The sequence below is a fragment of the Bacillus sp. T2.9-1 genome, assembly GCF_950097965.1.
Taxonomy (GTDB): domain Bacteria; phylum Bacillota; class Bacilli; order Bacillales; family Cytobacillaceae; genus Niallia; species Niallia hominis.
Window position 1 is genome coordinate 1 of the sequence record NZ_CATNHG010000076.1, and the last position, 15973, is coordinate 15973.

The window sequence follows — 15973 nt, forward strand, 5'->3', positions numbered from 1 at the left end:
TCAATATTTTCCAGTAAATGGTTTAATATCTTACTGGGTTTCTTAAGTATTGTCTTTTTTAGGTATTGGTTGGCTTACAATTTCCAATTCCTTAGATTTTGGTACTTGACATATTACCGCAGGACTTTTTTAACAATATATTCATTGTTACTAGAAGGAATGGCTTCAGTATCTGATTCAAAATAAGGAAGTGGGTTAACTGCATTCGTTTTATTATTATTCCAACGGCCAATGTGTAATTCAAAATGTAAATGCTGACCGGTTGAATCTCCTGTATTACCCATAATGCCAATAACTTGTCCTTTTTTTACATATTCTCCGACCTTTACTTTCCGAGAACCACTTTTTAAGTGGGCGTATACCGTTTCATATTCTTGGCCAGAAATGTTATGAAGAATCATGATACATTCTCCGTAACTTGTTGAAAAATAGGATTTGGTCACCTTGCCGTCAGCACATGCTCTAATCGCATTAATTCCATTTTGTGCAAAGTCAATTCCAAAATGCTTGTCCTTACCTGTCGAATGGAATCCATTTGATATATATGTTACAGAAGTTGGTCTTAAAAACATAAATAATCACCTCATGATAGAATATGTTGAAGTGATTATTTACGTTTGGATGTTTACCATATTAATTAGCAAAAGGATAGCCCATAATGGAGGCAATTTTCTTGGGAATATCGGTATTATCTAACACCCCATGAAATTCTTCTGCCCCCATTCCAAATGCGAAAACAACAATCATATTACTTGTATGCCCCCCTGTAGTGCTAAGCTGTTGTACTTCTGGTTGGAGGATACCGCCGTGGTAATGGTTCGCAATAATACTTCCAATTTGCCAGTCGATTTGTTGCTCGCGATAGACTTGTTCTTTCTTCGGTAATTTGTTTGTTTGAAATTTGGCAAGCTCTTCATTAGTTATATCCATTGCTGCATAGTCTTTAAAGACCTTTCGTATACTTTTTTCCGTATAGTGATTACTTGTTTTTTTCTTCGTTAGTTGCTGAGCCATGTAATGAGGAGATGCAGTAATGTTTTTAAGTGCATTTATATCCATTGCTTCAGTGGCAGAAACCCCCATCGTTTCGTGGTCAGCGGCAACAACAACTAATGTATCTTGTTGTTTATTAGCCCATTCCACACAGTATTTAACCACTTCATCGAAGGCAATTGTTTCTTTCCATATTCCTGTAATATCGGATGCATGGGAGGCGTGGTCAATACGACCTCCTTCAATCATGGCAAAAAAACCTTTCTCGTCTTTTGATAGAATATCGAGTGTTTTTTTAGTCATTTCCTGTAAGGTTGGTTCTGTTGTTTTGAGTAGTTCACGATCTAATTGAAAATTTAAGTGAGCATCTCCAAAAAGCCCAAGAATTTTATTCGAATTTGTTTTTTTTAATTGATCTGCAGTTGAAATATAACGATACCCTGAGTTTTTGTATGCATCAATCAGGTCAATCCCTCTTTTATCTTTTCGAGTAAAGTATTTTTTACCTCCTCCCATAATGATATCTACTTTATTGCTTAATTGTTGCTTGGCAATTTCCTCTTGGTCTGCCCATCTATTATTGACACTTGCAGTAAAGCTTGCTGGTGTTGCATCTGTTACCGAATTAGTAGTAATTATTGCTGTTCTTTTTCCCTCCTTTTTAAATATATCTAAAATGCTGTCTTCGTTTTTTCCATTTGGTGTAATGCCAATCATCCCATTATTCGTTTTCTGTCCAATCGCAAGAGCAGTTCCCCCGGCTGCAGAGTCAGTAACCCGATTATTGCTGGAGGATGTATGGACAATCGCTGTGTAGGGGAGTGTTTCCATAAAAAGTTTTCCTTTTACTCCATGCTCCAATAAGCGAGCAATCTCCATTTGCCCGATACCCATACCATCTCCTATGAGCAATATAACATTTTTAGGTGTATCCTTTTGTTCTTTGCTTAAAGCGGGCTTATCTACAACTGGTTGAACAGAAAGGAAGAACCCTAAACTAATGGAAAGGAAAACGAAAAGTAGCTTTTTCAAATCTTTATCCTCCTAGGCGTTTGACGTTTAATCTTGTATAGCTTTTGAAAAAAAGCATTTTTTAATCCCTATTTACCTATCTTTGCGAGGTTCTTAAATAAATTACATGTATAAAAATAAAGGAATCAAACAGGAAATGACATAAAAAAGGTAGACGAGCATACATTTTAATAAGTCATCCTATGTATGTTATGTGGAGGGAAGTTTTCTTCTGTATATGAATAATGAATAGCAGCCAGAATTAACTTTGCAAATTTACAACCAATAAAATCAATGAAAAGCTGAAAAAAAGCAGAAATCTTATAGCAAAGGAGGAATTTTTTGTGAATACTATCTATTCTTTTTTGCCTAAATCTATTGAAAATCAAATACTCACAATCCCTCCATCTGAAAGATTAGATATGGAAGAGATTCGAGTTCGGATAGGCAGACCTTTAGAAGTATTTATAAATGGACATTCTATCTTTTTTCCATTTATTGTTTCGAAAGAGGATGGGAACCAATTACTAAATAAAATAAGTCGATACTCGGTTTATACAATGGAAGAAGAATTGAAAAGAGGTTATATCACTGTTCAAGGTGGGCATCGTGTTGGACTTGCGGGCAGAGTTATTTTGCAAGATAGCAAAGTAAAGGCAATACGGGATGTAGCTTCTTTCAATATTCGTATTGCAAAGGAGAAGATCGGAATAGCTAATCCATACATTCCCTATTTATATGATAAAGGAAAATGGCGGCATACGATGATTATTGGACCCCCGCAGACCGGGAAAACGACCTTATTAAGAGATATAGCTAGATTAATTTCATCTGAAGAGGAGCATTCATTACGTAAGCCAGCGAAAGTAGGGATTGTGGATGAACGATCCGAAATTGCAGGGTGTATGGATGGAATACCTCAAATGACGTTTGGCCAACGCATAGATGTTCTGGATGCTTGTCCAAAAGCGGAAGGAATGATGATGATGATTCGTTCCATGAGCCCAGATGTTCTGATTGTAGATGAGGTAGGTCGAAAAGAAGATGAAGAAGCAATCCTAGAAGCTGTTAATGCTGGTATTCAATTAGTAATGACAACACATGGATCAAGCTTGGAAGAAGTAAAAAAACGACCGATGCTTTCTAGGATGATAAAAATGGGCATATTTGAACGCTATATTGAATTAAATAGAAAGAAGGGTCCTGGCACAGTAACAGCAATAAGAAATGGACAAGGCCATTTATTAATGGATGAAATGAAGGTGAAATAAATGGTGAAAATAATTGGCGCTATCTTGATTCTTGCTTCAACAAGTTGGGGTGGAATGGAATTTTCAAAACTATTAAGCCAAAGACCAAAGCAAATAAGGGCACTAAAATCAGCACTTCAATCATTAGAGGCGGAGATTATGTATGGACATACCCCCTTACATGAAGCTTCCAGAAGATTAGCAGAACAATTAAGTGATCCACTAAGTTCTTTTTTTGGAAGTTTTGCGGAGCGCTTAATCAAAGAAGATACAACTGTCAAAGAAGCGTGGAGTTTATCTTTACATGATATTTGGAAAAAAACGGCGATGAAAGATACTGAATTAGAAATCATGAAGCAATTCGGTGAAACATTAGGCAGGCACGACCGTTTTTCACAACAAAAGCAAATAATGCTTACGCTGACTCATTTAGAAAGAGAAGAAGAAGAGGCAAGAGAAATACAAGGGAAATATGAAAAAATGGTAAGAAGCTTAGGATTTCTGTCCGGTCTGCTGATTGTCATTTTATTGATGTAGTTTTTAGGAGGAGACTTTTATGGGCTTAGAGGTCGATATTATATTCAAAATCGCAGGAGTAGGAATCGTCGTAGCTTTTTTACACACAATCCTCGACCAAGTTGGCAAGAAGGAGTATGCACAATGGGTTACCTTATTTGGATTTATTTACATTCTATTTATGGTAGCGAATATTGTAAATGATTTGTTTCAAAAGATAAAAGCCGTATTTTTATTCCAAGGGTAAAGGAGGATATCATCATTGAAATTCTTCAAATAGTTGGAATTGCATTAATTTCTACTTTTTTAGCATTGGTGGTAAAAGAACAAAAGCCCAATATTGCCTTTTTATTAGTTGTGTTTGTTGGCTGTGCAATTTTCCTTTTTCTTGTTGACCAAATAGCGGCAATTATCCAAATGGTAGAAAGAATTGCTTTAAATGCAAGGGTAAACACTGTTTACGTAGAAACAATTCTGAAAATTATTGGCATCGCCTATATAGCAGAATTTGCAGTGCAAATTACTAAAGATGCAGGACAAGGTTCTATCGCATCAAAGATTGAACTAGCAGGAAAAATCTTGATTTTAGCAATGGCGGTACCAATATTGACTGTATTAGTAGAAACAATTTTAAATATGATTCCAAGTTAAGTAGGAAACCGTTTATTTCGAGGTGGAAAAATTGAAAACAAAGTTGAAAGTCGTACTACTAATAATGGCAGCTATCTTTTTTCTCTATCAACCGATTGTACAAGCCTCACCTCATGAGTCACAAGAAGTACCACAGTCAGAAGCATTAGAAGAAACAAATGACGAAGGAGTTGATCCAACAAGACTTGTTGAATCACAATTGGAGTCATTAGATCTAAATGAATTAACGGAATTTTGGGATTCGGTTAAAACAGAATATGGTGGATTTTTGCCAGAAAGCCAAAAGGGAAGCCTATATGATTTTATGATAGGAAATAAAACTTTTGACTTACAAGGCTTTTTTCACGGCATGCTACAATTTGCATTTCATGAAATTATAGTAAATGGAAAATTATTAGGATCGTTAATCTTGCTTACTATATTTAGTGTTTTACTGCAAATGCTCCAAAATTCGTTTGAGAAAAGCTCTATTAGTACTGTCGCCTATGCGATCGTGTTTATGGTTATCATTATTCTCGCATTGAATAGCTTTCATGTAGCAATTACTTATGCTAGTGACGCAATATCGAATATGACAAATTTTATATTAGCACTAGTTCCTTTATTGCTAGGGCTTATGGCAGCTTCAGGCGGAGCCATATCTGCAGCTTTCTTTCATCCCGTTATTCTTTTTTTAATGAATACAAGTGGGATGTTAATTGAATATACTGTGCTTCCTCTATTGTTTTTATCAACTTTACTTCACGTCGTAAGCAGTCTATCAGAACAATACAAAGTTACACAATTAGCTAATTTATTACGTAATATCAGTATAGGGATCTTAGGAACTTTCTTGACTATATTTTTAGGTGTTATTTCCGTCCAAGGTGCATCGTCAGCAATAACGGATGGAATTACGATTAAGACAGCTAAATTTGTAACGGGAAATTTCATTCCGGTTATAGGCCGAATGTTTACAGATGCAACAGATACAGTTATAAATGCTTCCTTATTGTTAAAAAACACGGTTGGAATAGCAGGAGTGGTAATTCTCCTTCTACTTGTTGCCTTTCCTGCGATTAAGATTTTAATGATTTCTTTTATTTATAAATTTGCCGCAGCACTTTTACAGCCAATTGGCGGAGGACCTGTTATTAAATGCTTAGATGTTATAAGTAAGAGTGTTATCTATGTCTTTGCAGCATTAGCAATCGTTTCCCTTATGTTTTTCCTAAGTATAACAGTAATCATTGTTGCAAGTAATATAACAATGATGGTGAGGTAGAAAGGAGGGGCAAGGATGAATTTTATTACAGAGTGGGTTACAAATATAATTCTGTTTATTTTGCTAGCAACTGTTGTGGACATGCTATTGCCAAACTCTACCTTTCAGAAATATGCCAAGATGGTCGCTGGATTATTACTAATAACTGTTATATTGACACCTGTATTTAAGCTGATTTCGAGTGACTTTGAAGCTGTGTTCACTGCCAGTGCGATCGGCGAGCCAGAACAAAAAAATATGAATAATTCGATCGAATTGAAAAAAAGAGAAATACAAGCCTCACTTGATGAATATACATTAAATAAAATGGCTGTCCAATTAAAAGAGGATGCAAATGAGGAGTTGATAGCAAATTACGGAATGGAGATCAATTCGATTCAATTATCAATCGACAAAGAGAAGGATGTTGGGTTTCCTGAAAACTTAGCAGAAATGGTTATTCATATGAAAGAAAGCAAGGATCCACAAAACGTTGTGGAAGCTGTAAGCCCTGTTCGAATTGACACACAGCAACCTCTTCTTGACAAAAATGAATCGAAACAAATGGATACAGAAAGTATTGTTTCTTTTCTTTCCGAAAAATGGGAAGTACGAGATGATGCAATTGTAATTATGTACGAAGGAGGGGAGGAGGAGAAAAATGGATAACAAGGACAAAGGGCCATTAAGCTGGTTAAAAAATGTACTGTCAAATGACGGGGATGAAAAGAAAAAAGGAAAAGCCACCTATCTTGTCATCGTTGTATTGTTTGGCGTAGCCATTATGCTTTTAAGCAACATGTTTTTTAAGGACAATAATAACGCCCAAGAAGTTTCCGCATTAAGTAATGATGCTTCCTCTGAAAATGCTCAAGAAACATTTGGACAAAAAGCCGATAGCAGCAATTTAACTATTGCTGATTATGAAGAACAATACAAGGAACAAATTAAGGAAGCGATAAATGCAATAGCAGGTGTCAAAGATGCGATTGTTTATGTGAATTTAGAAGGATCTGAAAAAAAAATATATGAAAAAAATAATTCACAAACGATTCAAAAAACAGAAGAAGAAGATACACAAGGAGGAAATAGAAGCGTAGAAGAAACATCGAATGAGGAAACAGTGGTATTGGTGCCCAATGGGGATAAACAAGTTCCAATTGTAGTGGAAACGATGAAGCCTAAAATTGCTGGTGTACTCGTTGTTGCAAAAGGAGCTGAAAATATAAAAGTTAAAACAATGATTGTGGAGGCAGTTACTCGGGCGTTAGATGTTTCAAGCCATAGAGTTTCTGTACAGCCTAAACAAAACTAAGGGGGAATAATAGATGTTATTAAAAAAGCAAACAGTATGGTTATTAACGATGTTAAGTTTGGTTGTGGTATTGTCAGTCTACTATATCACATCCCCAGAATCTCGATTAAATGAACTTGCAACTAGCGAAGATGAGAATACAGAAAATGCAACAACGAAGGATGCAGAGGAAGCAGCTACTGATAGTAACGGGGAAAGCACTGTTACAACAACTGACTCTGAAGCAGTATTTGAACAGATGAGACTTGATTTAATGGAACAGCGTGACAAGATGAAGGAAGAATTAGTAACCATTCAAGGTTCAAAGGATAAAACAGCAGAAGAAAAAAATGAAGCTACAGAAAAGATTAAAGAGCTTCAGGAAATTACAGATAATGAAAAGATTATGGAAAGCCTAATTAAAGCAGAAAATTATGAAGATGTGCTTGTACAGACCTCAGATGATGGTACAGTGAAGGTAACCGTAAAAGCAGAAGAATTATCCGCAGAAGCAGCGAATGAAATTGTTCAGCTTGTTCGCAAAAATATGGATGCACCAAACGCTAATGTTGCAGTAAAAATTGATCCACAATAATAATATTTGTGAAAATGAGAGATAATGAATAGTTAGCGAAACTGTAGATACTTTTTGGGAAGTGTCTACAGTTTTTTTGTAAGGCGATTGTCCAAACAATCAGGAAAATAGACAATGGAATATAAGGTGTGTAACTGGTCAGCAAATTAAGTAGAGGTGTTCAAAAAGAGAATGAAATAGAATAAATTAGGAAGAAAATAGAGCTTCTAACAGTAATTAATTTTTGCTCTTTTTACCTCTATAATAATAGTAAGCGTTTTCTTTTAATTGTACACCTTGGATTAGTTATTTTAAAAAGATAGTGGTATGATAAGTATGTAGAAAGAGAGGAGATCCCCTTTCGACTCACATAATAAAAGGAAAAAAATGAAAGTAATAGTAGCAAAAAAGTCATATTTTAAAGATGGTTGTTGAATTATCATAAGGTCTTATCGTATGATATTAGTATCTAGTCCTAAAAGAATGATTTAAGGGGTGCAATTATATGTTAAATATTTCAGAAGTAAAAGAATTAATTAAATTAATAGATGATTCTACTATTAGTAATTTTTTATATGAACAAGATGGTGTGAAAGTCGAAATCAAGAAGAGTGTTGGCGAAACAGTAGTTTCAGCGCCAGTTATTACAAAATCAACTCAACAACAAGAAGCAACAACGAAAGAAGTTGCAGTTGAAAGTGTAGTTGCAGAAACACCTGCAAAATCAATCGATGAAAACTTACATAAAATTACTTCTCCAATGGTAGGAACTTTTTATCAATCAGCTTCTCCAGACGCAGATGCGTTTGTAAAAGTAGGAGACAAAGTGACGAAAGACTCTGTTGTATGTATCGTAGAAGCGATGAAGCTATTTAATGAGATTACAGCAGAAGTAGATGGGGAGATTGTAGAAATCCTCGTTAAAGATGGAGAACTTGTAGAGTACGGAGAACCATTATTCCTAGTAAAGGCGTAACAAAGAGGGGTTTAGTCAATGATAAAAAAACTGTTAATCGCAAATAGAGGCGAAATAGCTGTCCGCATAATAAGAGCATGTCGAGAATTAGATATTCAAACTGTAGCCATTTATTCAGAAGCAGATAGTGAGGCTTTGCATGTACAAATCGCAGATGAAGCATACTGTGTTGGTCCAAAAGCTTCCAAGGATAGCTATTTGAATTTTACAAATATAATCAGCGTAGCAACATTGACTGGATGTGATGCTATTCATCCAGGATACGGATTTTTAGCAGAAAATGCTGATTTCGCTGAACTTTGCAGAGATTGCAAAATCACGTTTGTTGGCCCTAGTCCAGAGGCTATTAATAAAATGGGGACAAAAGATATTGCTAGAGAAACAATGCGTCAGGCTGGTGTTCCAATCGTACCTGGATCCCAAGGTATTATTAAAGATTTAGAAGAAGGAATTACTTTAGCGAAAGAAATAGGTTATCCAGTAATTATTAAAGCTACGGCAGGTGGCGGTGGTAAGGGTATCCGTGTTGCTAAAACAGAAGAAGAACTAGTTAAAGGAATAAATATTACCCAACAAGAAGCTTTAACAGCCTTTGGTAATGCAGGCGTGTATTTAGAAAAATACATTGAGGATTTCCGCCATGTAGAATTGCAAGTACTTGCAGATAATTACGGAAATGTTATTCATTTAGGAGAAAGAGATTGTTCTATTCAGCGTCGATTGCAAAAACTTCTTGAAGAAACACCGTCTCCAGTTTTAACAGAAGAAATGAGAGAGAAAATGGGAGATGCTGCAGTTAAAGCTGCAGCAGCAGTTAACTACACAGGTGCAGGAACAGTAGAATTTATCTTTGACTATCAAAATCAAGCATTCTATTTCATGGAAATGAATACGCGTATCCAAGTAGAGCATCCAGTAACAGAGATGGTAACAGGTATTGATTTAATCAAAGAACAAATACTAGTTGCATCAGGCAAACCACTAGAATACAAACAAAAGGATGTTACATTTACTGGTTGGGCAATAGAATGTCGGATTAATGCAGAAAATCCTGCGAAGAATTTCATGCCTTCACCAGGGAAGATTAACATGTATTTACCACCAGGCGGATTAGGAGTACGTGTTGATTCAGCTGCTTATCCTGGTTATACGATCCCACCATACTATGATAGTATGATTGCTAAGGTAATTGCATATGGGTCAACTAGAAAGGAAGCTATTTCCCGCATGAAACGGGCGCTGAGTGAGTTTGTGATCGAAGGTGTAGATACCACGATTCCCTTTCACTTGAATCTCCTTAATCATGAAAAGTTTGTGGAAGGCAACTTCAACACAAAGTTTTTAGAAATGTATGATTTAATGAAATCAGAAGATTAAAAGGAGGAAAAGGTAATGAGCGAAACAACAAGTTTAGAAATGAACCAAGAGTATAATGGGTTAGGTAAAGTAGAAATTGCTCCTGAAGTAATTGAGGTTATTGCAAGTATTGCTGCTTCTGAAGTGGAAGGTGTAGCACAAATGAGAAGCAATTTTGCAACTGGAGTAGTGGAAAAGTTTGGTAAAAAATTACACAACAAAGGTATAAAGGTTGACCTCAGTGAAGAAGGAATAAAAGTGGAAGTATATTGCGTGATGAATTTTGGTATATCTATTCCACAAGTAGCTCAGCAAATTCAAGATAATATTCGTCAGACATTAATTAATATGACTGGACTTGTTACAGAAGAGGTTAATATTCACATTGTTGGAGTTCAGTTTGAAACAGCAAAACAAGAAGCTGAATTACAGCAAGAGATGTAAAGACACAGGCAAAGGAACGATAGCATAGCGTTTAAATAGCAAAGGCTGAACAGGTAAGAGCAAAATATCTATTAATAAGGGACTTCCTCTTTGATAGTTATTACTGATAACCTGGACAGCCTTTGTTTTTGTGAAAATTACCTGTTAATAAGAACAGAATGCTAGGTTTTTTTCATGTAAGATAGAGTTTTGTTTTTATTTATGCTATTATTCATGTAGCATAGATAAATAGGTTGAAAAACCTATGGAAGGATTTTAAAGGAGCCATAAATAATGAAAAGAAGAACTGCCAGAGAAAAGGCCTTACAGGCACTATTTCAAATTGATATTAGTGATATAGATAAGGAAACAGCAATAGAACATGTTTTAGAAGGAGAAAAATCAGATTTATACCTTACCAAATTAGTGGATGGTGTATTAAGCCATCAAGTATCTATTGATGAAACGATAAAGCAATACCTAGAAAATTGGTCTCTAGAAAGAATCGCAAATGTAGACCGTAATGTTCTTCGTCTTGCTACGTATGAAATTATGTATAGTCAAGCAGATGATGTACCTGTAAATGTAGCAATTGATGAGGCTGTAGAGATTGCTAAACTTTATGGTGATGATCAATCTGGTAGATTTGTCAACGGTGTATTATCTAAGATTAAAGCTAATCAAGAGTAGTAAGAGAAACGATGGTTTGATTAATAGTATGAATATGTGACAATTCAAATTTTGTTTCCTTCTAGAACAAAAAATTTGATATCATCCTGAATTGTTTCCTTCTATAACCTATAAACATGAACGAAAAGGGATGTGGTGTATGGATACTACACCCCTTTTTCCATCCTGTAAAAGGAGTTTTTTATAAATGGAATCACGTTATTTAACGGTACATGCATTGACTAAATACATAAAAAGGAAATTTGATGCAGATCCTCATTTGCATGAGATTATGGTAAAAGGAGAAATCTCAAATTTTAAGCAGCATTCAAGTGGTCATATGTATTTTACCTTAAAAGATGAAAAGGCGAGGATTTTGGCAGTTATGTTTGCTCGAAATAATCAGCAAATGAAATTTAAGCCGGAAAATGGGATGAAAGTACTTATTAAAGCAAGTATCACAGTTTATGAATCAAGCGGGCAATATCAAATGTATGTTTCAGAAATGCAGCCAGACGGAATAGGTCAACTTTATTTGGCTTATGAACAGTTAAGAGCAAAATTGGAACAAGAAGGCATGTTTCGCCAAGATCATAAGAAAGCCATTCCTAAATATCCCAGAACAATTGGTGTAATTACCTCTCCAACTGGTGCTGCAATAAGAGATATTATTACGACAATTAAAAGACGATATCCCATTGCAAAAATAATGATCTATCCAGCACTAGTGCAAGGAGAAACAGCGGCTCCTTCTATTGTAAAGGCTGTTCAACAAGCTAATGAACAGGATTCTCCATTGATTGATGTCCTCATAGTAGGTAGAGGTGGCGGTTCCATAGAGGAATTATGGGCTTTTAATGAAGAAATCGTTGCCAGAGCCATTTACACTTCGAATATTCCAGTAATTTCCGCTGTCGGTCATGAAACAGACTTTACTATTTGTGATTTTGTTGCTGATATGCGTGCGCCGACTCCAACTGGAGCAGCTGAGCTTGCTGTACCCCATATAGATGAACTTGTAGAGCGTATTTTGACAAGGCAAAGTCGGTTGATTAGAGGGATAAAAGAGAAAGTTGAGTTACAGAAGCTTCGTCTAAATAGAATTCAGCGTTCCTATGCATTTCGTTATCCAAAGGTATTGTATGACCAAAAAATGGAGCAGCTAGATAAACAGACAGAATTATTAACGCGTAATGTGCAAAGAGTTCTTGAACAGAAACATATGCAACAGGAATTAATACAAAAGCAGCTTGTTAGAAATCACCCTAATCATTATATCAAGAAGGCCAATCAAGATTTAGCTAGCTTACAAAAAAATCTAGTTCGTAATACGGAGCTTATTCTGCAAGCAAAAAGACAAGCTTTTCTTTCGAAAATAGGGAAGATGGATGCATTAAGTCCGCTGAAAATAATGGAAAGAGGCTATAATGTAGCATACGATCATCACGGGAAGTTAATAGCAAGTATTAAACAAGTCAAGCCTAAGGATCAGATTGAGTTAAACCTGGCTGATGGAATGGTAGAAGCAGAAATTATTGCGGTAAAGGAGAGATAGATTTTGGCAACCAATTCAGAAAAAAATCCATCTTTTGAAGAAGCGATGGAAGAATTAGAGAGAATCGTTGAAAAACTAGAAGAGGGAGACGTTCCGTTAGAAGAGGCAATTAACACGTATAAAAAAGGAATGGAGCTTTCTAAATATTGTCATGAAAAATTGAAAAATGTGGAAGAACAATTAGCGGAAGTCGTTTTAGAGAATGGAAAAAAACAACCGTTTTCGATTGCTGAGGAGGAATAAAGCTTGAATAATATCTCTTTGTCAGCATTTACAAGCAACTATAAGGATATATTGGAAAAGGAATTAAAGAAAAATGTAGAAAAGCTAGCAGCACCAGCTAACTTAAAAGATTCGATGCTCTATTCCTTAAACGCGGGTGGAAAAAGAATTCGACCATTACTTTTGTTTGCAACTATACAGGCGTATGGAAAAGATCCACTTATCGGGTTATTACCAGCAATAGCAATTGAGATGATACATACCTACTCCTTGATTCACGATGATTTGCCAAGTATGGATGATGACGATTTACGAAGAGGTCTACCAACAAATCATAAAGTATACGGGGAGGCAATTGCAATTTTGGCAGGAGATGCCCTACTTACCTACAGCTTTCAAATAATGGCGAATATGAAGCAACAAAATATTCCTGCAGAAACGATACTCGCGACAATCGGTCTTTTAGCAGAAGCAGCTGGTGCAGAAGGCATGGTGGGTGGACAAGTTGCGGATATTGAAGGGGAAAATAAAACCTTAAATCAACAAGAGCTTGAGCAAATCCACCTACATAAAACAGGAAAGCTACTAGAGGTTAGCATTATAATTGGTGCAAAATTAGCAGGTGCTAATAACACTGAAATAAAGCAGCTAAAGCAATTTGCTTATCATTTAGGTTTAGCCTTCCAAATTCGAGACGATATATTAGATTTAGAGGGTGATGAAGAGCTTATTGGAAAGCCAATTGGAAGTGATATGGGTAATCACAAGAGTACCTATCCAAAAATACTCACAATGGATGGAGCGAAAAGTGAATTAGATTTGCATATCAGACAAGCAAAAGGTCTTCTTGAAAGCTTGCCTATAGATAGTGCAATCTTAGAAAAGATTACAGATTTAATTGCCTATAGAAATAATTAATTATATCTTCCTTAAAACATTTAAAGGCTTTCTCGGAACTATATAGGAAAATAAGAATAGAGAATCAGATGACCAGGGTGTCTCCAGCATATTTGACAACACTTATGCATTTTATAGAAGTATAAACCTCTATATTTGTGCAAGAGGAGTGTTCCATTTGGAGGCATCCTTCTTTTTAGCGCTTCATTTCATTCATTTAACTATGTAGAATTACTACTATTATGGGGGAATGAATGGTATAATACATACTTAATAATAAGAATAAATTAGGTTTTTTTTATAAAATAAGGTATTCTAATATAAAATACAATCTTTGGCGAAAAAGAAATGAAAATGGTTAAATGGAAGGAAGATATACCAATATAGTCATTTAAGAAATATTGACTATTGGTTATAACTGAACGAAAGTGAGTTGTTACCTAATGGATTTAATGTCAATTGAAAATCCAGCATTTTTAAAAGGATTATCCAATGAGGAGCTCAAGAGCCTTAGCGAAGATATCCGTCACTTTTTAATTAATCAACTTTCTCTAACTGGTGGCCATATTGGTCCAAATTTAGGAGTAGTCGAATTAACACTTGCACTTCATAAATGCTTTGATAGTCCAAAGGATAAAATGCTATGGGATGTAGGGCATCAATCCTATGTACACAAAATTTTAACTGGTCGAGCAAAAGATTTTGATACCCTTAGACAATACAAGGGGATGAGCGGTTTTCCAAAAATGAATGAAAGTGAGCATGATGTATGGGAAACAGGCCATAGCTCCACATCTTTATCGGCAGCAATGGGAATGGCAGTAGCTCGCGATTTGAAAAAGGAAGACTCTTATATTATTCCGATTATTGGGGATGGAGCCTTAACAGGTGGAATGGCCCTTGAAGCACTTAATCATATCGGTGATGAAAAGAAAAATATGATTGTGATTCTTAATGATAACGAAATGTCGATTGCCCCAAATGTCGGTGCCCTTCATCAAGTATTGGGAAGATTAAGAACTGCTGGCAAGTATCAATGGGTTAAAGATGAATTAGAAATGCTTTTAAAGAAAATTCCTGCAGTCGGTGGTAAGATGGCAGCCACTGCTGAAAGAATTAAAGATAGTTTAAAGTATTTATTAGTGTCTGGTGTGTTTTTTGAAGAGTTAGGCTTTACTTATTTAGGGCCAGTTGATGGACATGATTTCGAAGACTTATTTGAACAATTAAATTATGCAAAGAAAACTTCTGGACCAGTATTATTACATGTAATTACGAAAAAAGGGAAAGGATTCTCTCCTGCTGAAAAAGATAAAATTGGCACATGGCACGGAACAGGTCCATATAAGATTGAGACAGGAGATTTTGTAAAGCCGACTATTACGGCACCTGCCTGGAGTAAACTAGTAAGTGATACTGTTTTGAAATTGGCGCGAACAGATGAACGAATCGTTGCTGTTACACCTGCGATGCCAGTTGGTTCAAAATTAGAATCATTTGCAAAAGAATTCCCAAATCGAATGCTTGATGTTGGAATAGCAGAACAGCATGCTGTTACATTAGCAGCTGGACTGGCAACACAAAAAATGAAGCCATTTTTAGCGATTTATTCTACATTTTTACAACGTGCATACGATCAAATGCTTCATGATGTGTGCCGTCAAAATTTAAATGTGTTTATCGGAATTGACCGTGCAGGCTTAGTCGGTGCAGACGGAGAAACGCATCAAGGGATTTATGATATTGCATTTTTACGTCATATGCCAAACTTAGTTTTAATGATGCCGAAAGACGAAAATGAAGGGCAGCATATGGTAAATACGGCAATCAAGTATAATGATGGACCAATTGCAATGCGTTTCCCTCGCGGAAATGGAATTGGGGTAGAGCTAGATTCTGCATTAAAAACGATTCCAATCGGTACATGGGAAGTGTTAAGAGAGGGATCTGACGCCGCAATCCTTACTTTTGGAACAACCATTGAAATGGCAATGGAGGCAGCAAATCAGCTGGAAGCCCAAGGCATACACGTGAAAGTCGTCAATGCGCGATTTATCAAACCATTAGATGAAGCAATGTTAACGGATTTATTAAAAAAACAAATTCCAATATTGACATTAGAAGAAGCAATTCTGCAAGGTGGATTTGGAAGTTATTGTTTAGAATATGCACACGATCATGGCTATGGCGCAAATGTAATCGATCGTATGGGAATTCCTGACCAATTTATTGAACATGGTGATGTCCATTCTTTATTAGAAGAAATTAATTTAACAAAAGAAGAAGTAGTAAATAGACTTTTAGCGATTGCAAGAAATAAACAAAAGAGGGCTTAGAGCATTC

Annotated in this window: 18 protein-coding genes; 16 read left to right on the plus strand and 2 right to left on the minus strand. The window is 35.8% G+C overall.

The window, feature by feature from the left end; all coding sequences use genetic code 11:
* Nucleotides 1-113: 113 nt before the first annotated feature.
* Complete coding sequence (locus QQZ16_RS06965) at nt 114-572, minus strand: M23 family metallopeptidase (RefSeq protein WP_284561215.1); 459 nt, start codon at nt 570-572, stop codon at nt 114-116.
* Between the two features lie 61 nt (nt 573-633).
* Nucleotides 634-2025, minus strand: a complete 1392-nt coding sequence (locus QQZ16_RS06970; RefSeq protein ID WP_235248081.1) for an alkaline phosphatase — start codon at nt 2023-2025, stop codon at nt 634-636.
* 323 nt (nt 2026-2348) lie between these two features.
* Between QQZ16_RS06970 and spoIIIAA the strand changes: the two genes are divergently transcribed.
* From spoIIIAA to dxs, 16 genes are all read left to right on the plus strand, one after another.
* The gene (gene spoIIIAA, locus QQZ16_RS06975; protein ID WP_235248082.1) at nt 2349-3275 is read left to right on the plus strand and encodes a stage III sporulation protein AA; all 927 of its coding nucleotides are present in this window, start codon (nt 2349-2351) and stop codon (nt 3273-3275) included.
* Entirely contained in the window at nt 3276-3791 is a 516-nt protein-coding gene (gene spoIIIAB, locus QQZ16_RS06980; protein WP_031535267.1) for a stage III sporulation protein SpoIIIAB, read from the plus strand. It abuts the gene before it with no gap.
* A gap of 19 nt (nt 3792-3810) precedes the next feature.
* Nucleotides 3811-4017 (plus strand): stage III sporulation protein AC, encoded by a 207-nt coding sequence (spoIIIAC, locus tag QQZ16_RS06985; RefSeq protein WP_016204918.1) that lies wholly within the window; start codon nt 3811-3813, stop codon nt 4015-4017.
* Nucleotides 4018-4025: 8 nt separating this feature from the next.
* Nucleotides 4026-4421 carry a stage III sporulation protein AD gene (gene spoIIIAD / locus QQZ16_RS06990; RefSeq protein WP_031535265.1) on the plus strand — a complete coding sequence of 132 codons (396 nt, stop codon included), beginning with the start codon at nt 4026-4028 and terminating at the stop codon, nt 4419-4421.
* Between the two features lie 31 nt (nt 4422-4452).
* Entirely contained in the window at nt 4453-5685 is a 1233-nt protein-coding gene (spoIIIAE, locus tag QQZ16_RS06995) for a stage III sporulation protein AE (protein ID WP_235248084.1), read from the plus strand.
* Between the two features lie 15 nt (nt 5686-5700).
* Nucleotides 5701-6333, plus strand: coding sequence for a stage III sporulation protein AF (gene spoIIIAF, locus QQZ16_RS07000; RefSeq protein ID WP_031535260.1), 633 nt, complete (start codon nt 5701-5703; stop codon nt 6331-6333).
* The gene (spoIIIAG, locus tag QQZ16_RS07005; protein ID WP_031535258.1) at nt 6326-6979 is read left to right on the plus strand and encodes a stage III sporulation protein AG; all 654 of its coding nucleotides are present in this window, start codon (nt 6326-6328) and stop codon (nt 6977-6979) included. Before spoIIIAF ends, spoIIIAG begins: the two co-directional genes overlap by 8 nt.
* 13 nt (nt 6980-6992) lie before the next feature.
* Nucleotides 6993-7553, plus strand: a complete 561-nt coding sequence (locus QQZ16_RS07010) for a SpoIIIAH-like family protein (RefSeq protein ID WP_235248086.1) — start codon at nt 6993-6995, stop codon at nt 7551-7553.
* A 484-nt stretch (nt 7554-8037) separates the two neighbouring features.
* Complete coding sequence (accB, locus tag QQZ16_RS07015; protein WP_235252678.1) at nt 8038-8508, plus strand: acetyl-CoA carboxylase biotin carboxyl carrier protein; 471 nt, start codon at nt 8038-8040, stop codon at nt 8506-8508.
* 18 nt (nt 8509-8526) lie between these two features.
* Entirely contained in the window at nt 8527-9885 is a 1359-nt protein-coding gene (gene accC / locus QQZ16_RS07020) for an acetyl-CoA carboxylase biotin carboxylase subunit (RefSeq protein ID WP_031535252.1), read from the plus strand.
* Between the two features lie 15 nt (nt 9886-9900).
* Nucleotides 9901-10308 (plus strand): Asp23/Gls24 family envelope stress response protein, encoded by a 408-nt coding sequence (locus tag QQZ16_RS07025; protein WP_031535250.1) that lies wholly within the window; start codon nt 9901-9903, stop codon nt 10306-10308.
* A 273-nt stretch (nt 10309-10581) separates the two neighbouring features.
* Entirely contained in the window at nt 10582-10977 is a 396-nt protein-coding gene (gene nusB / locus QQZ16_RS07030) for a transcription antitermination factor NusB (protein WP_031535248.1), read from the plus strand.
* A 187-nt stretch (nt 10978-11164) separates the two neighbouring features.
* Complete coding sequence (xseA, locus tag QQZ16_RS07035; RefSeq protein WP_031535246.1) at nt 11165-12511, plus strand: exodeoxyribonuclease VII large subunit; 1347 nt, start codon at nt 11165-11167, stop codon at nt 12509-12511.
* Between the two features lie 3 nt (nt 12512-12514).
* Nucleotides 12515-12754, plus strand: coding sequence for an exodeoxyribonuclease VII small subunit (xseB, locus tag QQZ16_RS07040; protein WP_031535244.1), 240 nt, complete (start codon nt 12515-12517; stop codon nt 12752-12754).
* A gap of 3 nt (nt 12755-12757) precedes the next feature.
* Nucleotides 12758-13651, plus strand: coding sequence for a polyprenyl synthetase family protein (locus QQZ16_RS07045; protein WP_031535242.1), 894 nt, complete (start codon nt 12758-12760; stop codon nt 13649-13651).
* 422 nt (nt 13652-14073) lie between these two features.
* Nucleotides 14074-15966, plus strand: a complete 1893-nt coding sequence (dxs, locus tag QQZ16_RS07050) for a 1-deoxy-D-xylulose-5-phosphate synthase (protein ID WP_031535240.1) — start codon at nt 14074-14076, stop codon at nt 15964-15966.
* Nucleotides 15967-15973 lie beyond the last annotated feature (7 nt).